Source organism: Bradyrhizobium altum (assembly GCF_020889705.1).
Classification (GTDB): Bacteria; Pseudomonadota; Alphaproteobacteria; order Rhizobiales; family Xanthobacteraceae; genus Bradyrhizobium; species Bradyrhizobium altum.
The window spans coordinates 1-22,818 of record NZ_JACMYP010000147.1; the positions used below are offsets into that span (position 1 = coordinate 1).

Genomic DNA, 22,818 nt, shown 5'->3' on the forward strand with positions numbered 1-22,818 from the left:
ATAAACACGCTGCTCCGATGAAATAGATGCCCGAATGGCTCCAAAGTGTGGACTAGGCCGGCGCACTGATAGAAGTGCATATCGTCTGCGAAAGACTGCACGATTCGTACAGCACGGCGAGGCGACTGCCGCAGCAATGTCGACAGTATACGGCCTCATGTATCCAAAAGAGAGATGCGTCCGTTCGCTAGATCCGCGATAGACATCTCCGTTGTCCCCACTTGTCCTCGCAAAGCGCACAGGAAACTTGAGAATAGAAGAGCCGCCGATCTTGATAAGACCGGCGGCCAAGTCAGGGAGGAATGCCCCAAGGGCAGCGACAGCAAAGCTGTCGCGAGGTACCGCCGATCGCCCGGCGGATCTGATCTCAATCAAGTTCGGTTGTCTCGCCGTTGATCGCCGGCTCTTGCTTCATTTCGATCCTTGGTTGATTTGATGCGCTGAACTCCGGGCTCATATAACCCGCTCGGACGTTCGGTAGAAGAAGAAGTTGGGTACAACGCGTACCAAGGCGACGGATTATTCGCTCCAGGCTGATCCTCACGCATCCATTCAAGGTGGACTTGCGCTACAGCCAATGCATCGAACAAGGACGACGTTGGCCGCCAGACCTCGTACGTGGTCACACTAAGAATAGCTTCGCATTGCGTGGGCTAGACGGCTCCATCCTGGTGGGTGGGACTCCGGCGGACCGCGTCAGCGAGGACATAATTTGGTCCGAGGAGCGAGAATCTGACGTGATGTTTCAACGCCGGTCAATGCTTGATCGGCCGTCCCGCACGTCGGCGATGCACGTGGCTCTTGGACGGCAAGACGCAACTGGAACGCTCTGGAGCCTGATCGGATCGCCGCCTTTTTGCGCTGCGAGTTAATGCGAGGCTAGCACGACACAGCCACGGTTTGGATCGTCCATGAGAGCGGTGAAGATACGCGCCCCCCTTACTGCATGGCGCCGGCGAAAGAACGGCTTTCACCTGCCACAGCTCCAAGGGCATGTGCGCACCGAACGCCATACTCAGATATAAACTCACGAACAGGTGGGGCTATCGACCGGGCAGTATTTAGGATCGCTCTCATTGCCGACCGAAAAGCGATCCACCGCCACTACACATCCGTGAATTTACATCGCTTTGCCATTCCCACTGGAAGGTCACGGCAGCGCGCCCCAACTGAAGCCTGTGCTGATGGCTCCCGCGAGTTATGCGAAGCGCGACCGATCAGGAGAGCAATTCCTACGATCTTCGCGTCATATCCAAATATGGGTAATCTCTGCTGCGCGAATTAGCCGCACAGCACCAACCCGAGACATCAACTCAAAATCGGGTCCACCCGGAATTTCCCCAGCGGCTCTCAGTTGGCAAGCCATCAAGCATGCGGCGCCGACCACTCAGAAGGAGAGAGCCCTCCCAGTATTGTCGTATGGACCGTCGAGCAAGCCGTCAGCTCGGATTCAGCTGCTGACCGCCATTTTCACCGTACCCTTCCTCTCGGTAGAGTCCCAACGACCAAATAACCGGCAGGTCATTGAAGGAGAACAAACAAGCGTCCTCCGACCGCGAGGAATTTCCGTGCTCGTGCCACGCCCAGGACGGCACACAGAAAATGTCGCGCTCATTCCAATCAAACCGCTTACCATCGATGATGGAAAAGCCAGACCCCTTAGCAACCTGGTACACTGCGCAACCGGTGTGCCGATGCGACAGGGTGCGCTCCCCCGGCCTTAGCATCTGCATGGCGGCACCGATCGTCTGCATGACAGGCCCTCCGGTGACTGGATTGACGTAGTTCATCATCACTCCGTCAAAAGGAGAGCCGTCGGTCGCCGCAGCGTATCGCTTGAGAGCCTCATACGTCGGCCCCCATTCGTATTTGAATAGCGGCGAATACGCCTTCGACCACTCGCCGGTAGAAGGCCGCAACCCCGGATTGCCCCATGCATTGCGCATATCGTCAACGGGAAAGCCAACGGCCTGGCCGCCCTCGGGATGCACAACATAGAAGTTCGCCTCGAGTGCATTCATGAGCGGAATGTCAAGACCATCCTGCCAAATGCTCGGAGATCCAGACGCTTCAACACCATGCTCATGCCAAGTCCCATTGGGCGTAAGAACAAAATCGTTCACACCAAGCGTTAGCTTGTGCCCATCCACAATGGTGTAGGCGCCGCGCCCCTCCATTATGAATCGCAAGGCAGATGCAGAATGAGCGTGGGCAGAAGCGCGCTCGCCCGGATTCATGACCTGAAGGCCAGAATACAGCCAGCCAACCGCTGCGGAAACATCGCGCCGGCCCGGATTGCTCAAGTAGATCACACGACGCCCGGCCTTCTCCGGCGTCACCAGATCAACGGACCTGAGAACGTGCCCCCTCAACTCGCGGTAACGCCAGAGCACAGGTACGGATGCAGACTTTGGCTGCCAGGGCTCGATTTTGTTCGCAACGGTCCAAAGCGCTCCGGCTTCAAGCGCATCCAGCTCGTCGTAATAGGCCAAAAGCTCCGGTGTCTCTTCAACGTTCGCGCGCCCTACGACATCTTCACGGTGATTCTCACGAGTCGGTTTGGTCATAGAGAAGCATCTCCTAACGAGGCCACTTTTCCGTATTTTCTAAAATAACTTTATTTTCGATACAACGACTTTTTTCGCAAAAGCGGCTTAGACGCGCCTAACGACAACCCGGAACCTTCAATGTGCACGAAATGGTTCTTTCTTTGGGGCTTTTTGCACCGAAATGTCGCACCTCAGATGCGCGTTGATACACTTCGATTGACCACCAGGCGCAGGGCCCACTTCAGCGCTATTTGTGAAAAACAGCTATTTTCGACGATCAATTTCAATTTACAAAGATCATGAATAGCTGCAAAGATAGGCTCGGTGCTGCCTACATAAGTGGCGCTTGACGGTCTCCAAAAGCTCGAAAAAGAGGGCACATGAAGCGCGATGCAGCCAGGGTGACACCACTTCGAGGTCGGGGGAACGGCGACGTCGCAAAAGATCCAAGCGCGCGAGATTCGACACTCACCGAGGAAGCATACCGAAAGCTACGAGTTGATATTATTAGCGGAGTGTTCCCTCCTGGCGGCGCCCTCAGATTGGAGGCGCTCAAGGAGCGATACGGGCTGAGCTTTTCGCCGCTGCGCGAGGCGCTTAATCGCTTACATGCGGAACGTCTCGTGGTGTCGTCCGCGCTTCGTGGCTTCAAGGTAACGGACTTCTCATTGGAGGAGATGAGGGACGCGATCGAAACAAGGGTCTTGATCGATGTTGAAGGTTTGAAGCGATCAATTGTAGGTGGAGACGACGATTGGGAGGGGGCTGTAATTGCAGCGTTTCATGCGCTCTCGCGCTGCGCCAAACGATTGGCATCCCTCCCACGTACGCGCACCGAACTTGAAGCTGAGGAACTCGAAGGCCGGCATCGAGATTTCCATTCAGCGCTTATCTCCCAATGCAATTCCCGATGGCTAATCGAATTTTCCTCCCAGCTTTATGCTCAGACCGAGCGGTACCGCAGGCCAATGATGGACGACGCAAAATCGTTGATGCCGCCCCGCGACATAGAAGGCGAGCATCGTGCAATCATGGAAGCTGCGATCGCGAGAGATGCAAACCAGGCAAGCTTTCTACTCGAGCAGCATTATCGCAAGACCGGTTCGCTTATCGAACAACACTTAGCTCGAAGCGGGTATTCCTCTCCCTTGGAAGGCGAAGCCAGCGCGTAAGCGCGCATCACTTCTGTACGACTAACCCCTTCCCTCACAGCCAGTTTGTGAGTTAGGCCGTTCGACAGAACGATGACCAACTGGCTGCTGCGCGGCAACGATCCCGCGAGATCGATCGTAGGCTCACCTCCTGATAGCGGTAATCCTCTGCCCCATTTGGGAACGCAGAGGATTCCGCTGGCAGTCAGCTTGAGCCCACGGCCGATCGCTGAGGGACTCTACTCCGCTCAGCGATCGGTTATGGCAGCTACGGCTTACCCTCGCCGACCGCAACGACTGGATTTCGGAGACGTCCAATGCCTTCAACGCAGGCCTCAACCACGTCGCCTGGCCACAGCCATTCCTGCGGTTGACGACCTGCTCCCACGCCCGCCGGAGTACCCGTTGCGATAATATCTCCAGGCTCCAATGTAATCGCAGCGGATATATCCGCAATCAAAACCGGAATATTGAAAAGCAGATGCCGAGTATTGGAACGCTGCTTCTCCTTGCCGTTCACAGTAAGCCATAAGTCAAGATTGTGCGGATCAGGAATTGAATCCGCCGTTACGATGCAAGGTCCGAATGGCGCGAACGTGTCCTGCCCTTTCGAGTAAATCCACTGGCCCGCCCTCCGATTGTCGCGAGCACTAATATCGTTCAATACGCTATATCCGAAGACGTAATCGAGCGCGCGGTCGACGGAAACGCGTTTTGCTGTTCTACCAATCACAACGGCGAGCTCCACCTCCCAGTCAAGCTGCTGCGTAATTCCCTGATTGTGTTCAATCGCATCACCGGACGCGATGATGCTCGTTGGCGGCTTCGAAAAGATAACCGGCTGCTTTGGAAGGCTCTCCGATGTATCAAGCGAGCGGCTCGACTCCGCGACGTGCTCAACATAGTTGAGCCCGATACCAAAGATATTCTTTCGAGGCTTTGGAATCGGCGCCAGCAACGTGACGTTGTCCGCAGGAACGGCCAAGCCGGCGAAAGCCGACTTGGGGGTACGACTCACGAACTCCTTTACAGCTTCAACAGCGGCAGGCCCAATATCGATAAAGTCCAACATCCGAGCAGGAAGATCGACACCGTGCAACGAACCCAGCCGCCAAATATCGATCACTAAGTCGTTCTCTAGCAGGCCCAGCCTAGCCTCTGACTCGATCGAACCACGGTAAGTTACCAGGCGCATAGGGACCTCAAATCTCTCACTCGGTGAGCCACACCCATCGATAGGTCGGTGGCATTTTTTGATAGTGGTAGTCGCTCTCGAAAGTCAATTCACGTGGCGGCTTCCTCATCAGTAACGGCGCCACGCCCAATCCCGATCCGCCGATCGGCCCTTTACTCTCTCAGTATCTTCCCGAAAGAAGCGTGCCTCCGATCGTCGAGCGCGCTTCACAACCAAGCATCTTCATCATTTGGTATGATGTGCAAACAGAGGCGGAGACAACCGGAATTCCGACCTCCTTCTCCAACTGGTCGATGACCGAAAGAGACGGCATCTGAACGCAAGCGGAGGCCACCAGCACGTCGATCTCTCCGCAATCGAGCTTCTTGTAGATATCAAGCAGCCTCTTTGGATCATGACGGCCCACCTCGAGATTGTCGGGAATCTCCAGGGCGACGAAATCCTTCACTTCAATGCCTTCGTTCTCGATGTAGTTCACGACGAGCTGCGTCAGAGGCTTCATATAAGGGCAGATCACGGAAACTTTCTTTGCACCCAAGCGCTTGAGGCCGTCGATGAGTGCGCCAGCGCTGGTAACAACGGGCGCGGCAGCACCATTGCTCACAGTGCATTTGTGCAGACGATCCTCCGATACGCGGTGGTAGCCCATCCCCATGCTCATAATGGCGACAAGGCAGGCGTACCCAAGCACATCGACCCGCGCATCCGAAAGCTCCACCGCGCACCGATCGCTATCGCGGTCCATTGCTTCGAGCTCTTCCTTGACGACCTTCTTCATTCGCATTCGGCTCGAATGGAACGTGAAGCGCTCCGGAAGTATGCCCTCACGCGCTCGAAACACGGCAGGAATCTCGGTTTCCATCGTGGTGTTCGACGACGGAACGATCTGGCCAATTCGGTATAGCTTTATCATTGATTGCTCTCACCCCTGAACGCCGAATCACTCTCCGAGCGCACACGTAACGTCAAACGCACCGACGGGTTATCGAAGGCCACCATTGACCTCCTCGCGCGGCAGCTTCACTTCTTTGCTTCACCGCTATCGGCTTCGTTTACACCGCTTGCATCGCGCCCTTTCTGCCGCCGGCCTCCAACGCCCGCGCCAGGCCCATCATCCGCACGCACGTCCTGCACCTCGTTCACGAGAGCAGGAGACAGCGAGCGACGATTTACCCTCAAATCAAACACATCAAAGCGATTGTAGTGACCCACAATGTCATGCATCTGCTTCGGCTGAATGCACCGCCCGAGGTCGATATCCGCGTACACAATCCCCTCATCATCGATAAGCGGATCGCCAATTACACGGCCGTCAGGGCCAATGACCCCCGTAAATGCACTCGACTTACGATCAAGCTTCGATCGGGCGTCTGGTGACACCGCCTCCATCTGCCTGATGATCTCGGCCGACACTGTCGAACACGACACAATCGTGAACAATTTACCTTCGAACGAATGAGCGATGGCTCTCAACTTGATCGCCTCTGCCATATCGTAGTCCGGCGGGGCCACAGGCAATGAAATATAGCTTGCGACGTGGATCAGCTCGCCCTGCGCGAGTAGCGAGAAGCGCGCAAGAGTATTGGTATTCTCACCGCAGGCGAGGCCACCCAACGGCCCCAATTCGGTGTCATACACACGCAAGCCAGAGCCGTCACCAGGGCCCCAGGTTAGCTTCTCTGCCCATGTAGGGACCAGCTTTCTGTGACGACCGATTAGCCGGCCGTTTGAATCGATGAACAAGAGCGCGTTGTAGATCGTTCCAAGAGACTGAGGGCTTCGCTCGTTAACGCCGATAACGATATGCGCACCAGTCTCTCTTGCCACCCCACAAAGTCGAGCGACTTCAGGACCGTCCGCAAGTACAGACGAGCGCACAAGCTTTTCGAACCATACGCTGCCCGAAATCGGATCCGTGATCCAATTCCAGTAAGGATAGCCCGCGACGAAGACCTCGGGGAACGCGACCAAACGTGCCCCGTTCGAGGCAGCCTCCTTAACCAGCATCACCGCCTTGTCCACGGTGGCCGCAGTATCTAGAAACACCGGAGACGCCTGCACGGCGGCTGCCTTGAACTTCTGCAACTTGAGCATCACTACCGCTCCTGCGCGAGTAATCGGCCCCGAGATATAGAGAGATTGCTTTTCCGCGGCCCGCGATTGGAGGCGCTCGACGCAGCTCGTTAAGCGGGAACCAGACGCGACTCCGGCACGAAGGCCACGACAGCCTCCGCAACTCGCCGTCCGAACACCTTTGCTGTTTCAATATCACTCGGAACCATTTCATCCACTGATGCATCCGCTGGCGTCGCGGTCATCAAGCCACAGAACGAACCGATATAGTTGATATCGTTACGTGTCGCCGCCTTCGTGTTGCTCGGCATCGTACCAGCCCCGACCCAGAGCATGCTGTGCTGCTGGCTCAACGCGAACAAGTAGTGAAGGGTCAGCAACTTGTCTCCACTCATGCTGGCCGAGTTTGTAAATCCTGCCGCGAGCTTGTCCTTCCAGGACTGCTCGAACCATACCTTGCTGGACGCGTCCGCAAACTTCTTAAACTGCCAAGGCACCATGCCCATATAGGTCGGAGCACCAAAGACAATGGCTTGCGCGGCCTGCAAGAGCTCCCAACCGCCCGCGGGCAGCTCACCCTCGGAACTGATCGCCAACAATTCCCCGCTGCTGCCTTCCGCTACAGCCTCCGCAATCTTGCGCGTGTGGCCGTAGCCGCTGTGAAACACAATGACAATCTTGCTCGCCGACATATTCCAGGGTCCTTTTTCACGCTCTGTTGAGCGCCTGATCTGCACAACGCCTACCAGACCGTACGAAGCGTAGTGCTGGTGCGCTATCCGAAATTTTCTCTTTGTATCCAGATCCATCCGCAAATAATTCTCGGATTATTCGCTCGGCTCTTTCGCTTAGGGCTTCTGCTGCGCAATTCGGATTGCGCGACTTCGTCCCCGCAGTTCACGTTTTCCTGTCGCGCGCGTTGACACGCGCTTAGGGATATCAACCTTCTGGAGCGATTGATGAGCTTCACGTCCAAACTTGGTCTGTCCGAGATCTATGGTGCCTTCATCAACAACGAGTTCGCGCCGGTCCGAGGTCCAACCTTCCCAGCTAATCACAGCGGCACTGGCGCAGAACTCGCTCGACTGGCTCAGTGCGACAAAGCGGAATCGATGCCGCCGTTCAGGCCGCAGCTAAGGCCTTTCCAGCATGGACGGCCACTAGCCGGGAGGCTGCCGCGGTGGAGGCCGATACCCTCCTGGCAACGTCGTTCCTGCCCTTTGAGAACCGAGGCCGGCGCAGCGCTCACCTCGCACCCCGACGTTGCGAGGCTAGCGTTTACCGGAAGCGGCGAGGTCGAATGAACCGCGTCCCGCGCCGGTGCCGAGGATTGGTCCCCGTCTCCTGGAGCTCGGAGGCGAGAGCCCCAGCATCGTCTTGCCCGGACGTTGAGGACATCGATGCGGTGGTAGATAAAGCAACATTTGCTGCCACATACCGCAATGGACCATCGTGTCTTGCTGGCACTCGCCTTTTCGCCCACGACCCGATCTACAGGAGAGTGTTACAGATCCGCTCGTCGCAGGAATGGAGGAGCGCGGAAAGATCGGCTCAGCCTTGGACGGCGCTACGATTCTCTCGAACCTGATCAGCGAAAAGCAGAGCAAGCGGGTGCTGGACTACATCAGCATCGGCGAGCCCGGGGGCGCGCGCGTTTTGACGTTGGACGTCGAGGGGCACAACGCCAGATATTTCGCCTGACAACCACTCGCCGCGAGGGCCGCCGACCCAACATGTAATGTCGAGCCGCGGCCCACGCGATCATGCCACCCTTAGATGCGCCAAAGACCGCCATCTACCACCAACGTCTGCCCGGTGATAAACGCCGAGTCGTCGGAAGCCAGGAAGGACACCGCTCCTACAAGGTCGTCGACCTCGCCACCACGCGGGATGGCTTGAAGCGTCTTCATGTGAGCGATCTCTTGATCTGTGGTCACGCCACCGGGTCCGCGGCGCGCCGGATCCATCATACCATGCGTTCGCGTCAACCCGGGCGCTACGGCGTTGGCCGTGATACCGAACCCGCCGTACTCACTTGCCAATGCGCGGGTCATACCGATCAAGCCACCTTTACTGGCGACGTAGTGCACGAACCCCGCAATCTTCAGACCTACCGTATTCGAGGCCACATTGATGATACGACCGTAGCCATTGCTCTTCATGGTCGGTATGACCGATTGACAAAGCAAGAACGGTGCCTCCAGGTTGACGGCCATCAGTGCGCGCCATTGAGCAAGGTCGATCTTCTCAAACTCGACGTTCGGAATAAGTCCCGCGTTATTGACCAAAACGTCGACCGCGCCAAAATGCGATAGTGTTTTGGCAACACCGTCAGAAATGGCCTTCGGGTCACTGAGATCGACGCATAGGTCGGTTGCTTTTCCGCCGGCAGCTTCGATAGCGGCCAGAGTGTCGACGCAAGCAACACGATCCAGCGCAATCACGTGAAACTTATCTTTCGCGAGGCGAGTAGCAAACCCCTGACCCAGGCCTTGCGCTGCGCCTGTGACCAGCGCGACACGCGGGCGACCAGATACTGCCTTCTCTGAAGTCTTCATGGTGATCCTCTATAAACGGGAGCCGGCATCCTAGAGCCCCTCAAATGCCGGTTCTATCCGCATCTTCCCGCGACACCAGCGAGGCAATGTCCGCATCTTGCGCGTGACTGCTGCGCTCTCCCGGCCGGCTATGTAATGTCTGGTAGCTCGAGCCAATGGAACGTGGCGGCGTTGGCGCTGTAGCGCCCCAAGCACGACTGCGGTCAGCGTGAAGTTAAAGGCGGGACCACAGCCATGGCTTCCATTGGCTGCCGGCTTCACTTCAGTCCGCCTCCCCCGTGGGGGAGGCAGCTATTTTTCGATAAGTACTCTTAGCTCTTCTTTGGCTCTACGATCTCAAAAGAAGGGTTGAAAGTGTCAAGCAAGCCCATCAGCTCCGACACCTTCGAAAAATCTCCCTCGACCGTAATGTCACCACTCTTCACCGCATCGGCAAAAGTCGTCTTTTTAAGAGTGATAGAGTCAAGCGTCGATCGAGCCAGCGTCATACTCACGTTGGCCGTTGGTGAGCTACGCCCAGTCACGAACGTGAGTGCGCTGTTCTCGAGCGTTAGGATGTAGAGTCGCTTCTGATCGGTGAAGTTCCAGTTGATCTCAATGTGCTTGCCGACCGCCTTATCAGCATTCAGCCGAACACCCAGGTAGTCAAAATACTGATCGGTTGTAACCGCTTTCAACGTCTCAGGATTCAGAGAGGCGAACGAAGGCAGCTTCGGGACGTCATTTCGAAGCTCTGACGCGCCGACCAGGAACGCGTTGCGCCAGATTGTGGATTCCGATTGATATCCCATCTGCTCAAGCGCATCTGCTCCCAATTCTCTGGCAGCGCGATTTGTCGGATCCGCAAACACTACCTGGCTCATGACCGACGCGACCCATCGATAATTTCCCTTCTTAAAATCCTCGCGAGCTCGGGTAATCGCCGCGTCGGCCCCCCCCATATATTCCACCGCTTTGCGTCCAGCCTCGACAGGCGGCAAGGGATTTAGATTAGCTGGATTGCCATCGAACCAGCCCATGTATTTCTGATACACGGCCTTAACGTTCGTATTGAGGGTGCCATAGTAGCCGCGGTTCCAAAATTCGTGGCTCAAGCTATCGGGCAACTTCAATCGCTCCGCAATCTCCAAAGGAGTATACCCCAAGTTTATGTACCTCAGGGTTTGATCGTTGATGAACTTGTACATATCGCGCTGCTGCTTGAGCACAGTAACGACATTCTCGTTGCCGCGGAACGGCCACTGGTGCTGCGAGATGAGATACTTCGCGTTTCCGAACTTCTCCAATGCGTTGCTCAGATAGCGGGACCACAGGCTCGGATCTCGAATCTCCGCACCACGGATCGCATACAAGTTGTGCATTGAGTGCATCACCAACTCAGCAGCGTCTAGAACACCGAACTGCGGCAAGTATATCTGCATTTCGGCGGGCGCCTCGGCACCCGGCACCAACTGAAATACCAGGTCGACACCGTCAATCCGCCTGTCCGTGCTTTGGGTAATCACTTCGGTGGGCGGAAGAAGCGTGATCGTCCCCCTCGGAATTGATTTTCCGCCTCCAACGTCCACAAACCCCCGGGGTCCCGGCGGAAGAATGCCACCGAACTGGTAAAGTGACCGCCGGCTCATCGCATTCCCGGCTACCACATTCTCGGCCACAGCCGTTTCCATAAAGCCGGCAGGTGCGAGCACTTTGACTTTTCCGCTCGCTGCATCTTCTTCACTTACGATGCCCTTCGCGCCACCGAAGTGATCAACGTGGCTGTGCGAATAGATTAGCGTACCGACGGGCTTCCTTGGTCTGTACTTGTAATAAAGGTCAAGAGCTGCTCGAGCCGTCTCCGTGGTGAAGAGGGTATCGATGACGATCAGGGACGTGTCTCCCTCAATAATCGTCATGTTGGCTGCATCGAGCTCTCGGACCTGGTAGACCCTGCCGGTGACCTTGAACAATCCGTGAATTTTGTTCAGCTCAGCATGTCGCCAGAGGCTCGGATTGACGGTGGAGGGAGCGTCTCCCTTCAGAAACTCGAAGGGCTTCATGCTCCATACAACTTTCGATCCGGCTCCCAGCACCTCTGCGTCCGGAATCGACCCGATGAAGCCATACGTAGCGTCGTCAAAGTCTGCTCGATCGCCGAGTGGCAATTCGTGCGCAACCCGCTCGTTCGCTTCGCGCGTCACAGGCTCTGCATCTTTGGGAGGTACTTGGGCGCCTGCAACGGTCGGAGCGAGCAATGCACCAATTAGCAGGAGCATACGGATAGCAGGACAACTGGTTCGCTTGGGGAGAGCGCATGTCATGTTGGGAGCAAGTGTAGATTCAAGCACTCTGTAACCTCCGTAGTTCGCGTAAATTGCCGCATCGAGGGCAACGAACGCTTCGCCATGTTATGTTGTTGATAGGGTCTTCCTATGCACGGCATAGTTGACTGGAAATTATAGAACGGCGCTCGCCGCCGTCTATCCGTTGCAATCGGTCGCGCGGCGGTCACTATCCACTTCTTGCAACGACCCTATTTCACCCTCGTTGCGAGTCTGCCCCCAACTTTGGTTGCACATGCCGTACTCATGTTGGCCCAACCAATCGCACCGTTTGTCGCAGGGGATCATTCAGGTCTGCGAGATGGCAGCCGGCGACATAGCCAAACGTCAGCGCCGGCCCGAGCGTTGCACCTGCGCCAGGGTATGCACCGCCGAACAAGCTCGCGCTGTCAGCGCCCGCCGCATACAAACCATCAATTGCAACTCCGCTCTGATCGAGGACGCGTGCATGACGATCCGTTCGCAGACCGGCGAAGGTGCCGATGTCACCCGGGACGACCCTTACGGCGTAGAACGGTGGGGCCTCGATTGGAGCAAGGCATGGATTGGGCGTGTGCTCCGGATCACCGATAAAGCGATTGTAAGGCACTGAGCCTTTACCGAACTCAGGATCGCTGCCTTGACGTGCATTTTGATTGTAGGCGTGCACAGTAGATTGCACGGCGCTCGCGTCCATCCCCATCTGCCGCGCGAGGCCCTCGATCGTGTGGTCACGCAATAGGTAACCGGAACGGATGTGCTGATATATCGGCATTGGCGCCGGCTTTACAAAGCCGAGTCCGTAGCGTCTGAGCGCACGATGATCGATAACAAGGTAGCAATAGGCAGCTTCGCCTGGGGGATAGGAACCTATCAGCGCCGGCACGAAATCCTGATAAGAGCCACTCTCGTTTACGAAACGCTTGCCATCCGACTTGAGCGCAATCACGCCCGGTTTTGCTCGATCATACAAGTGAAAGAACGTTCCCATCTTTCCGTCGGAATAGCGCCCGCGAGAGACTGGCATCCAAGCCGCCGGGTTCAGCAGCGATGTATTGAGCGCACCGCCTACGCTCTCGCCGAGAGTCAATCCGTCCCCAGTATTCGTCTCGAGGGCAAGGCTGAAATGCTGTGTCGGCGATGGATGGTGGGGAAACAGTTCGCGCCGGCGTCTTACATTTCCCGGAAATCCGCCCGTTGCGATCACAATGCCGCGTCGCGTTCGCACCTCGACAGCCTTGCCGTCCCGCTCAACAATCGCTCCAACTACCTTTTTCTTCTCCTGCAGCATCATTCGTGCGCGAGATGAATACCAAACGGGAATGTTTTTCTCGGTAACTGACTTGAGCAAGCGCGCTGCGAGCGCGACGCCAAGCCCCAGCTGGCGATCTCGGCCGTACCAAAGCTGATCCCAGAATGATGACACAAGGCGGCGTGTTACGTAAGCTGCAGACCGGATCGAGCGGCCGGCCTGGAAAAAGTGCCTCATATCGTCGAAGGTCGCGATGTTCGTCCCGAACACTAGCAACTCTCGCCTTGGTGTCCGCAAGCGCTTCAATGCTTTGCCGAGTTCACGGCCGTCGATGGGAGCAGCGCAAATCGAGCGCCCGCCTGTATGAGCTCCCACCTTCTCGCCATGATAATCGGGGAAGTCCGCGCCGACGAAGAAGCGCACCGATGTCTTACTTTCAAAGAACTCCACCATCTTAGGTGCCTTCTCGAGGAACGCCTCCATGCGATCCTCGTCATAGCGGTTGCCGGCCTCTTGACGCACATACGCACGTACGTCGTCGAGATCATCTTCAATGCCCGCGGCCTTCGCATGCGGGCTGCAGGGTGCCCAGATCCATCCTCCGGAGTAGGCGGTCGTTCCTCCAAACACCGGCTCCTTCTCCAACATGATGACATCTAACCCGGCATCCCTGGCAGTGAGCGCAGCCGCAGAACCGGCGGCACCTGTACCCATAACGAGGACGTCGCATTCGACAACGCTAGTAGACATTTCGCTCTCCGGTCACGGCGCCTAGGGCGACGCCAGGTGTTGATAAACATGCACATCTGGCCGATCGACGGACCGGACAGGCTTACAGGGGGCATCGAGGTTTGCGGCGGCGGGAAATAGGCGGCGATCAATACCACGTTCGCTCGTGCTGGCATTGATTGGCCGTGGCCGCGGCGGGTCTACTGGGCGGGACTGGCGTCTCTAGAGAATACGCGCTCTTAATGACTCCATAGCAACCGCAAGTCTTTTGCTGAAGCTTTGTTCGATCGCGCACGTGCAGAACGCCCCGCCCCCTCTGAACGATTCCCTGGTCTTCGAAGCGCGCCAGGGCTTCCGTGACGCTCGCGCGTCGCATCCCAAGGCCCGCGGAAACGTAGTCATGCGTCGCCGGGATCACATTGTTATCGAGCGCGTCACAAACTAAGCAGAGCCAGCAAGCGAGACGCTTCTCGAGCCCGTGGCATATTCCACATAGAGCTATTTGCGCACTGTGCGCAATTTGAGACTCAATGTATCGTAATAGACGCTCCCATATCTGCGGTCGCTCACTCATCGCACGCTTGAGATCATCACGATTGATTCTCATCGTTCCGCCGGAAATCATTACTACCGCACGTTGACTTGACCTTTCTGTACCAAGAGCAGCAGATGCGCCGACGATGCCGTGACGACCAACTATCGCCGTTTCCAAGGTGGTCCCCGCATCGAGCGTCCTCAGAGAAACGATACCTGCCTCGATGAAGTCTACATACTCGATTTTGCGGTGACGCTCCTGCAACACCACTCTCTCGCCAAGCGGTATGAACTCCAGAAGAGGATAAATGTAGGACAGATCCGCGGGCGAAAGGCCTCTCAGAATGCTGTTACGTACGGTGGGCAGCTTGCTGACTCGACTTGCCGAGCGATCTTCACTGGCGCCATGCACCGGGGCCGGAAACACTATGTTCAACGGCGCCCGCTCCTTTGGAATCATATGGACTCCTCCCTAAGCCTTGTCTGCTGAGCGGGTTCTTCAGATGCCCGTTGCCTCAATGACTGACTACCGGTTGAGATGTCGACACAAACGCAGCGCGACTACCGATGCGTGCTTCGTGCCATCCCCATCATTCATCCGGTCAAGCTGCTACCAGATCGTTCTGCATTCGACCGGGTTGCTCGAACACGAGAGGCAGACTATCAAGGCGCGGGAACAGGGCTATCCAACTGTGTCGAACTTGCGCGCGAATTAGCCGTTTTTTGCGCCGTCACAGCGTACGGCGAACGCCGATGTGTATGTTTGTGGCTCAAGCCGTCGAAGTTGCGTGACAGGCAAGGCTGGGCTCTCGTTGCTGAGAGTGACAGCCGGGCAAATTAACCTCGATTGTTGCTGAATGCCGAGATTGAGCGGCTCGCGACGCTAGTGCGACGACGCTTCTTCATCTCAACCTATGCCGCAGAAGATAAGGGATTAGCTCTCGTTCGCGCCAAACATGGATTGAAGGGAGATCAAATGACCACGCGCGAACGGCCATGACGTTCGCCACGCGCCGATCATGCGACCTTCAACTGCGCAATCGCCGTTTGGTCTCTCGAGGCAACTCACCGAACGTGGCGCGATAGTACTGCGCAAAACGGCTCTGATGCTCGAATCCGTAACGCAATGAGAGACTCGTGAAATCCTGATCTGGCGATTGTTCGAGATCAAACCGCGCCGCTTCGAGCCGCATGCGCCTCACGAGCGCCATCGGCGAGCAATCAAATCCTTCTTGGCAGAGGCGATTCAACTGGGTTCGGCCAACTCCAACCGCCTCGGTGAGCTTGTCCAGTGTGATAGGCGCCTTCAACCGCGCCCGAATGAAACTCTCAAGTCGCTCCCGCTTGTCCCGACCCGGCTGCGGTTGCCTTTGCTCTTGTGGCGAGTGAGCAATTGGCCGCATGCGCTCAAGAAGTTGCAATCCCACGAATCGAGCTATCCCCTTCTCAACCTCTTCAATCCAGTCAGCGTAGCTCTCCAGGTTATTGCCCGCTCGAGAAATCTTGAGCGCCAGGTTAAGTTGATCAATAAACATCGGCGCGAGCGTGGGCGCCAACAAGCGGTGCGACCGTGCTAGCCTCAGCGGCTCGCGGTCTGTCGCGTGCAAGACGCGCAACGGAACAGGTATTAGTAGCTGCTCGCACCCCTCCTGCCAGCGTGAGCGAATGCTCTTCTGGGGGGAGCTAAAGAAGACGCTGCCTTCCGGAACACGTGTCGTATGCCCATCTACTTCAACTTCGATGCTATTCTTGAGCGCCACGTGAACAAGTATAAATTTTCGGTATAAACCGCGCGCAATAGCAACTTCGTCGCCATACTTCAGGCTGTAGAACGCCAGGTTCTGCATCCTTGCCCGATAGGCGCGAACATCGACTGCGGCGCCCCGCCAGTCCAGTCGATAGTCGGTCAGTTCTGACGCGATACAATCATAGCTTTCGCGACGATCATCAGATCGGATTAGGCAATCCTCGTAGAGGGGAGCCAGGTCCAACCGCCGCAATGACGACGTTGCGGGGGCTCCGACTGACGCGAGCGCGGACATACCTCCCTTCCCTCCATCTCGCATGGGATTTCCTTCCAGTTTACGAGATCGCGTTTTCTTGTCAAATTTCTTTTACACGATTTGGATTATTTGCGAAAGAAATCTGAAGTAGCGCGGCTCGGGTTCCGCTCGCCCAACGGCGGTCACGGCCTCGCCGCCCCACGCCTCCGTGGGACGGCGACCCCAATAACTCGCTAACGCAGAAGTTGGCCCCGGAGCCCTAAGGCTGCTATGGGCGAGAATCCGACATCGACGACCTCCAATGCAAATCTCGCTACCCTTGATCGCCGTATAAATAAGATTCAATTACTAGTTGTTTTCACGGAAGAATGGAGAAGACACCCCATCTACCGCGTCCTTGGCTCGGCTTGCGATCGAGCCTGGGCGAACGCAGAGGAGGAGCCGGCGGCCGGGCAGTTCTGGCAAATAGCAAACGCTTCCCCTGACCAGATCCGGGGTGGCAATCCTTTTTGGAACGCAAGTAACTCCAACACAAGCGCGCACCGCCGCGAGCCGCGAATGATGGTCTGGGCTCTCGAGAACGATCCTATATGGCAATCCTTGCTTTACTAATGCTCGAACCACCCAGTTGTCCTGACGCCACGTAAGCAGGGGTATCGGCGCGCCTGGATTGAGTACGAACTCGCGGGACCGCACCCATACAGAGGTCTCGGTTGCCTCCTTGACGATCATCGCCGTTATATCTTCTCCAAGCGCGCAATCCTCATACGCGCAACCGACATCAATGCGCTCCTCGACGAGGCCACGCAAAATTGCCATGGAGTCTTCAACGTGAACGAATAGACCGGAGAACACGCTCGCTTTGTGATGGCGAAAGAATTCGTCTGCAAGTAGACTGCTCAATCCCAGTCTTAAAGGCCGGCGCTGTTCGTGGTCGAGAGCAAGCCGAAGTAACTGATCATCATCATCGAGCACGCGTCGTGCGTGCAGGACCGCTAGCTTGCCAAGCTCTGTCGGTATCGTGCCGTTGGCCTTCCTAGCGAACAGAACGCCGCCCACCATATTCTGCAAGCGCTTGACGTGTGCACTGACGGCAGGCTGGCTTAGATCGAGCAGCTTGGCGGCCCTCGAGAGACTGCCAGTATCGGATATGGCGACAATTGAGCGAAGGATCTCGATCGGATTATTCTTATGACTGTTGTGCATTATGGTCTCGACCCGGGCCCCTCGATGGGTCGACGAATAGTTGACAAGCTACAGCTCTCTACATTCCGGTGACGGAGCGCAGCTTATAGCTGCGCGTCCTCTCCGCGAGCTTGCACGCCGATGACAAGCCAATCCGACCGACAAGTTTTCACATACAATTTTATCCTCGATGATTCAATCAATGTTCGATTTTTGACTGATTTTGCAAAATTCTCTGTCTGGTGGTCAGCCAGGTGACGGGCGCGTCGTGGAAAAAGGTGAGACCACGAGCGTCCGCACGCACATTACTCATGGCGCGTACTCATGAATCGGAAATGCTGCGAATCGAGCGGTGCGGTTTATGTTCTTCTTTGCCCGTAGCGGTACGAAAGCGGACGGCGCGGGATTCTCGGTCGGCCAATAGGCGACGCTGCTTGCGGCAACCTCGGAGGTACCAGCTCAAGAATCAGGCAGATCATCCAGCCGTAACGATGTTTTCAAGGGCGCTCGAAGTTGAACGACGATTTCGCCCGCTCGCTTACCGTCCTTAACGATGGCATCGAGAGTTCGTCGGACTGCTTCCAGATCTGGCGGTTGAGCGCTCAGCCAGTTTAAGCCGGCCTCTGCATTGATGACCGCCGCTGTGACCGCGTTAACGATCGCAGCATAGGTATGCACAAATTCCGCCGAGGTCTCCGATAACGCGTCGCCCGTTGCGTCACCCGCGCTTCCCGCGGGTTCGCGGAAGCAGGCACGAAGAACAGTTTTGGACTGGAGTCGAACGGCATCTGCAGCCTTGCGGATCAGATCGAGTACGAGGTCGGCCTGTAGCAACACGGGCACGTATCTGCCGTCGGTCTCGAAGACAGCGCGGCCCCTGTGTTTTTCGATAGAACGCTGACGATATGGTTGGACCAAGCGGTCGTTGTTAGCCACGACGTTCCAACTCGGCTTCCACTTCCTAGACATAGCGCGCTCCTTTGGTGGGCTGTGAGAAACGATTCGGCCCCGTCGGCCGAAGAAGCCGTTCCAACGCCGATGTATCGAGCCAACTCCTCCCAGCTAGCGCTCTTTGAGCTTATGAGTCCCCCATATCGGGTACAGGCACAGGCATTAGCGTCTTTATGCATAAACGTCACAAGCGGCTCTAGCCGCACCACAGCAACACCAAACACAGCGGATGTTGCAGCACCTACTTTTCTTCCGCGACCTTGAGATCTCCGACGAGGCATCGTCGGAGATCTCTGGAGGTAGAGCGCAGCAACACGCTCCATCCATCAGAACGTAAGCCTCATCCCCACAGTCGGAGCGAATTCATCCTGATGAATGTAACCGAACGCAAAACCACCGCTAACCTTGGAGTACACCGCACCAGCGTACAGCTTGAGGTTCTTCGTCCAATCATAATCCACACGCAACCCGACCGCCTGCTGCAAACCAGAGCAATTGATAAATCCGCTGCTGGAGCACGCAGCATTGGAGAAGATTGGGGCAGCTACACCTGGGATTTTATTGACGCCCAACCCATAGCTGCCTTGGCTGAATACATAGTACGCAGCTGCGACTGACCACTGATGGTCATACTGGTATTTGCCCGAGATAAAGTAGGCATCTACCTGACGATCCCCGCCTGTGTATGCATAGTTCACAATACCCGATCCGGCAGCACCGTTCGTTGCCAGAACAGGTCCAATCTGAAAGCCTCCGATAGTAGAATGCCCCGGCAGGAGCCCTCCATCGGATGGGTTGGTGAAGTCGACATGACTCCATCCGCCGCTGACAATAAATTTAGAGGAGTCGGGATCCGAATAGCCTCTTCCACCTACATCGAACACATACTTCCCAAAAATGCCGTACAGGACGGTATCGGAAACTCTAGCGCCCAAAAATGGTGAGCCGACGTTAGCCGCACCATTCAACGACGACAGGTTGACGATATCCTTCGCTTGGCCGGCAAAGGCGTCGACCGAAAACTCCGGGCGCACGATTCCGATTGCGCCCTGGTAGAACTGCCTTACGTCTGTACCAGGCGCCCCATACAACAGCTCGGTCCGGAACATTCCAACTTGGTTCACATATTTTACGGAGCTGTCCAACTTCGACGGCTCGATGCTTCCTTGACCTGCAATGATCCCCGAATATCCAAAAAGCGAGAACCCCAGCGAGAGAAGCGGGTCATAGGCATAAAGCATGTCTGTAGAGACCGCGGTGTTTCGTCCGGCCCGAAGCTCGCCCCATTGCTTTAGTGCGAAACCACCGTACGCATCGCCATTGAAGATTTGTCCCGCACGGGCAGAGTCGGCACTCATGGTTTGCTGAGTCAGCGGAATGCCGTTTTGCATCTGAAGGCTTCTAGGCCCGTTTACGAGCTCGCCCCCCGTCGGATTGAACCCGATTTCCAGCCTCCCGATGACGCGCAAATCATCGGTTATGGGTTGATCCACCTTCACGCCGATATACGATTGAATGGTTTGGTTCGGAGCCAAAAACCATCCTGGGCCCTGGTTCGTTGGCACGACCAGACTTGATGTGCCGTTGATCTGGCCGGCATAGGGCGTACTGTGGGTCTCGTACTGACCGCTGAGGTCGATAGCGCCGATGACAGTGATGCCTTTCCAAGTTAGATCTGGAATCACAGGCGGAGCTTTCGTAAAGAGCGTGTCTAGGTCGGCCGCATTGGCGCTGAGAGCAAAAGCCCCAGACGCGACCGCAGACAGGACGCCTACTCTCGCAACGTCCTTTAGTCCTTTACGAGTACGCGGCTTTGGTCTCATCGCTCAGAAATCCCCCTTTTAGTTTTCGGCCCCTTGATGGCGGCTCCACCCCGGTCGCGAAAACGTCACACGGATATTTGATTGGGTTAAGGTCCGTGGCTATCCGAAATTTCCCGGAATTTACGAAAATCATATCCACCTTTTGCGAGCGGCTGCCCGCGAAGCGGTCGCCGTGTCGTTGAGCTGGCCTAATGCTTTCCGCTCGACCATGAACGCCGACTGGCACAACGCCGCGGCAATACTGAACGAAAATACCCTGACGCCTAAAGCCGAGCGGATCGATGGGTGCGTCTGATTTCCTAGGCGGTTGTTGCAAGATCAAGCCGTGCCGGCCACCGAGGGTAGAACCAAACGAACTTGCAATTCGCCTTCTCGAGGCGGCTTTGCGCACCCCAAAATGGTCGACGAAAAGGCGTCGTAATCGCGAGTTGATAATTAGGTACGCCGGGCGCTCGCGAATTAGCGTTCAACCTTCCTCGACGACTGCTTAAGCGGCGGGGTCGCCCGAACGTACGCCTCCGACGGAGCCGTCTCGCGGGACGCGAGGTAATTCGCGAAGCGTGTGACCTTAAGTCTACCTTTAAGGTCATCAGGCAATGCGAGTCGAGGTTTTGGGCGGGCTGAAGCGGCGGCGGCGCTTCTCGCAGGACGACAAGGCACCGATTGTCGAGGAGACGTTGGTCCCGGACGCGAAGGTGATTAGGGTTGCGCGGCTCAATGGAGTTGCGGCCAGCCTAGTGTTTACTTGGCGTCGACAAGCAGGGACGTCAGAGGTTGTACCATCTTTTGCGCAGGTGCAGATCGTCGCTACGGAAGTGGAGGAAGCTCCGAAGCTTTTGCCTGCGGGTGACGGCCGGTTTCGCTCTGTAGCGTCCGCGCGTACTGGATTGATCGAGATTGATCTTGGCGATGGCGACGCTCCGTTGGATGCGCACCTCGATACACGACGACCAAGGCCAAATAGCAGCCCTGACGTTTGCTGCAGATAGACACGACACCGTCTTTAAACGGTGTGTGGAAGCCCACGAACGCGTTCTTCAGTTAATGGCCCTGAAATTTTCACGCTCACGTTGGCCGTTTACTCTTTAGCTGCCGGATGTGGTTGGAATAATTTTGTCGAGCGGCGAGCTGGAATGCTTGCATTGGGCATCGCAGGGCAAGAGCACCTGGGACATCAGCCGAATTCTCGGCATCTCGCGGCACACCATCGCTTCATATCTGGATAGCGCCAAAGAGAAGCTCGGCGTGAGAACAACGGCTCAAGCTGTAACGCGAATCGCAGCTGCAAAATGATCGCAGCGGAATTAAGACCATCCGGCTCCCACAACTAGAGGTGCTGCCGCTTGAAGGCTTTTGCCCTAATTGCCCGCGAGCATAATTTTGGGAGGAAGTCATAATTCAGCTCATCACGGCGTCTTGCTATCGCGGATTTCTCCAACACTCTCGCAGCGATGCACCGGCTCCGATATCGCGTATTCAAGACACGGATTGTAGCGGCGGTATGTCGAAGGGTGTGAAGGAGCGCGTGTTCGAAGAGATGATCCGACACGTCGGGCGCCCAATGTTTTTTCATGAGTCCGGCTGTGATGCTGAGCATTTTGACTTTGTTGTTCGGCAATCGGCGAGAAGTCGATATCACCTCCTTCATCGAGGCGCACAGCGATCTATTGATGAACGGATTGTTGTTGGCCCGTTCCTCGTAGTGGTGGATCCAACCAGGGAGGGGAAGGAGCGACGCCAGAGTTTGACATGTAGTCGGAATATTGGGCGGCTAGTCCTCCTCGGACTGTTCGGTGAAATCTGTCAAGCAAACGCTCAAATGAGCGCACCGCAAGCGATCGACACGACAGTACAGGACCAATGGAGTACACCGCTGGAGAGATTTCTTCGTGAGCTAAAGGTAACTGATCCAACGGCGTGCTTAAGAAGACCAAGGCGTTCGAGATTGGCGGCCGTCTGGCATCCGAACTCGGTACTTCTTCGTATCGAGGACGCCGCCCTCTGCTCTTCGGATTCCTATCTAATCATTCTTGGACGTATGGTTTAGAAACAAATTATTTCCCGACGCGATGTTCACGGCTGGGAAGATGTTCTCCTGGAGCGACCATGCCGTTCGGCTATTTGGATTTGGCGTTTTGCCGATTTCGCTGGCTGGCGGCAGGATGACGGTTACTCTCCTGAAACTCCGGGCGGATGGATTGTGGATGCTGCACAGGCGCGTTGAGTCAGCCTTGGATCAAAAATGGATGTTCAGCGCTCTGGCGGACACGTCAGCTAGGGGCCGATTTTGTTGAAAAAGGCCGCAGTTGCGACTCAGAGATACCAGTGATTCAGTCTGTCTAATTGGCAGGACTGAACATCATGATGGGACATCGGCAAGTCGAACAGGCTGCTTTGTTCTATGAGTTCTCGCTCGAGAGGCATGTCCCTTCCGAGCACTTGCTTCGCTCGATCGATAGATTTGTCGATCTTGAACAGATTAGGCAGGACCTGGCGCCGTTCTACAGTAAGG

At 56.2% G+C, this 22,818-nt stretch carries 18 protein-coding genes; 5 read left to right on the forward strand and 13 right to left on the reverse strand.

Features of this window, described 5'->3' with window-relative positions; translation table 11 throughout:
- Positions 1 to 1,439: 1,439 nt before the first annotated feature.
- Positions 1,440 to 2,567, reverse strand: a complete 1,128-nt coding sequence (locus tag H8B02_RS29370) for a cupin domain-containing protein (RefSeq protein ID WP_229169440.1) — start codon at positions 2,565 to 2,567, stop codon at positions 1,440 to 1,442.
- A gap of 362 nt (positions 2,568 to 2,929) precedes the next feature.
- On the opposite strand from H8B02_RS29370, the gene H8B02_RS29375 reads away from it, so the two are divergent.
- The gene (locus H8B02_RS29375; protein WP_229169441.1) at positions 2,930 to 3,721 is read left to right on the forward strand and encodes a GntR family transcriptional regulator; all 792 of its coding nucleotides are present in this window, start codon (positions 2,930 to 2,932) and stop codon (positions 3,719 to 3,721) included.
- A gap of 247 nt (positions 3,722 to 3,968) precedes the next feature.
- On the opposite strand, the gene H8B02_RS29380 is transcribed toward H8B02_RS29375, so the two are convergent.
- The 4 genes from H8B02_RS29380 to H8B02_RS29395 form a co-directional block, all read right to left on the reverse strand.
- Complete coding sequence (locus H8B02_RS29380) at positions 3,969 to 4,826, reverse strand: fumarylacetoacetate hydrolase family protein (protein ID WP_229169442.1); 858 nt, start codon at positions 4,824 to 4,826, stop codon at positions 3,969 to 3,971.
- Positions 4,827 to 5,055: 229 nt separating this feature from the next.
- Positions 5,056 to 5,808, reverse strand: coding sequence for a maleate cis-trans isomerase family protein (locus H8B02_RS29385; RefSeq protein WP_283842255.1), 753 nt, complete (start codon positions 5,806 to 5,808; stop codon positions 5,056 to 5,058).
- Positions 5,809 to 5,915: 107 nt separating this feature from the next.
- Positions 5,916 to 6,989, reverse strand: coding sequence for a carbon-nitrogen hydrolase family protein (locus H8B02_RS29390; protein ID WP_229169444.1), 1,074 nt, complete (start codon positions 6,987 to 6,989; stop codon positions 5,916 to 5,918).
- An 89-nt stretch (positions 6,990 to 7,078) separates the two neighbouring features.
- Complete coding sequence (locus tag H8B02_RS29395; RefSeq protein ID WP_312001332.1) at positions 7,079 to 7,777, reverse strand: flavodoxin family protein; 699 nt, start codon at positions 7,775 to 7,777, stop codon at positions 7,079 to 7,081.
- A 718-nt stretch (positions 7,778 to 8,495) separates the two neighbouring features.
- On the opposite strand from H8B02_RS29395, the gene H8B02_RS29400 reads away from it, so the two are divergent.
- On the forward strand, positions 8,496 to 8,669 hold the full coding sequence (locus tag H8B02_RS29400) for a hypothetical protein (RefSeq protein ID WP_229169445.1): 174 nt from the start codon (positions 8,496 to 8,498) through the stop codon (positions 8,667 to 8,669).
- A gap of 71 nt (positions 8,670 to 8,740) precedes the next feature.
- Here H8B02_RS29400 and H8B02_RS29405 read toward each other — a convergent pair whose 3' ends face one another.
- From H8B02_RS29405 to H8B02_RS29440, 8 genes are all read right to left on the reverse strand, one after another.
- On the reverse strand, positions 8,741 to 9,526 hold the full coding sequence (locus tag H8B02_RS29405; protein WP_229169446.1) for an SDR family NAD(P)-dependent oxidoreductase: 786 nt from the start codon (positions 9,524 to 9,526) through the stop codon (positions 8,741 to 8,743).
- A gap of 311 nt (positions 9,527 to 9,837) precedes the next feature.
- Positions 9,838 to 11,784 (reverse strand): alkyl/aryl-sulfatase, encoded by a 1,947-nt coding sequence (locus tag H8B02_RS29410; RefSeq protein WP_229169447.1) that lies wholly within the window; start codon positions 11,782 to 11,784, stop codon positions 9,838 to 9,840.
- Positions 11,785 to 12,094: 310 nt separating this feature from the next.
- Complete coding sequence (locus H8B02_RS29415; protein WP_229169448.1) at positions 12,095 to 13,831, reverse strand: FAD-dependent oxidoreductase; 1,737 nt, start codon at positions 13,829 to 13,831, stop codon at positions 12,095 to 12,097.
- A gap of 127 nt (positions 13,832 to 13,958) precedes the next feature.
- Entirely contained in the window at positions 13,959 to 14,804 is an 846-nt protein-coding gene (locus tag H8B02_RS29420) for a Crp/Fnr family transcriptional regulator (protein ID WP_229169449.1), read from the reverse strand.
- A gap of 568 nt (positions 14,805 to 15,372) precedes the next feature.
- Positions 15,373 to 16,386, reverse strand: a complete 1,014-nt coding sequence (locus H8B02_RS29425) for an AraC family transcriptional regulator (protein ID WP_229169450.1) — start codon at positions 16,384 to 16,386, stop codon at positions 15,373 to 15,375.
- Positions 16,387 to 16,695: 309 nt separating this feature from the next.
- A complete protein-coding gene (locus H8B02_RS29430; RefSeq protein WP_229169451.1) occupies positions 16,696 to 17,553 on the reverse strand; it encodes a LysR family transcriptional regulator in 858 nt (285 codons plus the stop codon).
- Positions 17,554 to 17,991: 438 nt separating this feature from the next.
- Positions 17,992 to 18,468, reverse strand: coding sequence for a hypothetical protein (locus H8B02_RS29435; RefSeq protein WP_229169452.1), 477 nt, complete (start codon positions 18,466 to 18,468; stop codon positions 17,992 to 17,994).
- A 341-nt stretch (positions 18,469 to 18,809) separates the two neighbouring features.
- Entirely contained in the window at positions 18,810 to 20,306 is a 1,497-nt protein-coding gene (locus H8B02_RS29440) for a porin (protein WP_229169453.1), read from the reverse strand.
- A 596-nt stretch (positions 20,307 to 20,902) separates the two neighbouring features.
- Between H8B02_RS29440 and H8B02_RS49075 the strand changes: the two genes are divergently transcribed.
- The 3 genes from H8B02_RS49075 to H8B02_RS29445 all read left to right on the forward strand — a co-directional run.
- Positions 20,903 to 21,295 carry a transposase gene (locus tag H8B02_RS49075; RefSeq protein WP_376711721.1) on the forward strand — a complete coding sequence of 131 codons (393 nt, stop codon included), beginning with the start codon at positions 20,903 to 20,905 and terminating at the stop codon, positions 21,293 to 21,295.
- 109 nt (positions 21,296 to 21,404) lie between these two features.
- A complete protein-coding gene (locus H8B02_RS49080) occupies positions 21,405 to 21,599 on the forward strand; it encodes a response regulator transcription factor (RefSeq protein ID WP_376711722.1) in 195 nt (64 codons plus the stop codon).
- Between the two features lie 1,068 nt (positions 21,600 to 22,667).
- On the forward strand, positions 22,668 to 22,818 hold a 151-nt coding region (locus H8B02_RS29445; RefSeq protein WP_512699915.1), incomplete at its 3' end, for a transposase.

Bases quoted from the DNA above. Each gene is read 5' to 3' on its own strand.
- H8B02_RS29375 (WP_229169441.1), top strand. From the start codon at position 2,930: ATGAAGCGCGATGCAGCCAGGGTGACACCACTTCGAGGTCGGGGGAAC.
- H8B02_RS29440 (WP_229169453.1), bottom strand. From the start codon at position 20,306: ATGAGACCAAAGCCGCGTACTCGTAAAGGACTAAAGGACGTTGCGAGA.
- H8B02_RS49075 (WP_376711721.1), top strand. From the start codon at position 20,903: ATGCGAGTCGAGGTTTTGGGCGGGCTGAAGCGGCGGCGGCGCTTCTCG.
- H8B02_RS29430 (WP_229169451.1), bottom strand. From the start codon at position 17,553: ATGCACAACAGTCATAAGAATAATCCGATCGAGATCCTTCGCTCAATT.
- H8B02_RS29370 (WP_229169440.1), bottom strand. From the start codon at position 2,567: ATGACCAAACCGACTCGTGAGAATCACCGTGAAGATGTCGTAGGGCGC.
- H8B02_RS29410 (WP_229169447.1), bottom strand. From the start codon at position 11,784: ATGCTCCTGCTAATTGGTGCATTGCTCGCTCCGACCGTTGCAGGCGCC.
- H8B02_RS29420 (WP_229169449.1), bottom strand. From the start codon at position 14,804: ATGATTCCAAAGGAGCGGGCGCCGTTGAACATAGTGTTTCCGGCCCCG.
- H8B02_RS29425 (WP_229169450.1), bottom strand. From the start codon at position 16,386: ATGTCCGCGCTCGCGTCAGTCGGAGCCCCCGCAACGTCGTCATTGCGG.
- H8B02_RS29400 (WP_229169445.1), top strand. From the start codon at position 8,496: ATGGAGGAGCGCGGAAAGATCGGCTCAGCCTTGGACGGCGCTACGATT.
- H8B02_RS29415 (WP_229169448.1), bottom strand. From the start codon at position 13,831: ATGTCTACTAGCGTTGTCGAATGCGACGTCCTCGTTATGGGTACAGGT.
- H8B02_RS29395 (WP_312001332.1), bottom strand. From the start codon at position 7,777: ATGGATCTGGATACAAAGAGAAAATTTCGGATAGCGCACCAGCACTAC.
- H8B02_RS29405 (WP_229169446.1), bottom strand. From the start codon at position 9,526: ATGAAGACTTCAGAGAAGGCAGTATCTGGTCGCCCGCGTGTCGCGCTG.
- H8B02_RS29390 (WP_229169444.1), bottom strand. From the start codon at position 6,989: ATGCTCAAGTTGCAGAAGTTCAAGGCAGCCGCCGTGCAGGCGTCTCCG.
- H8B02_RS29385 (WP_283842255.1), bottom strand. From the start codon at position 5,808: ATGATAAAGCTATACCGAATTGGCCAGATCGTTCCGTCGTCGAACACC.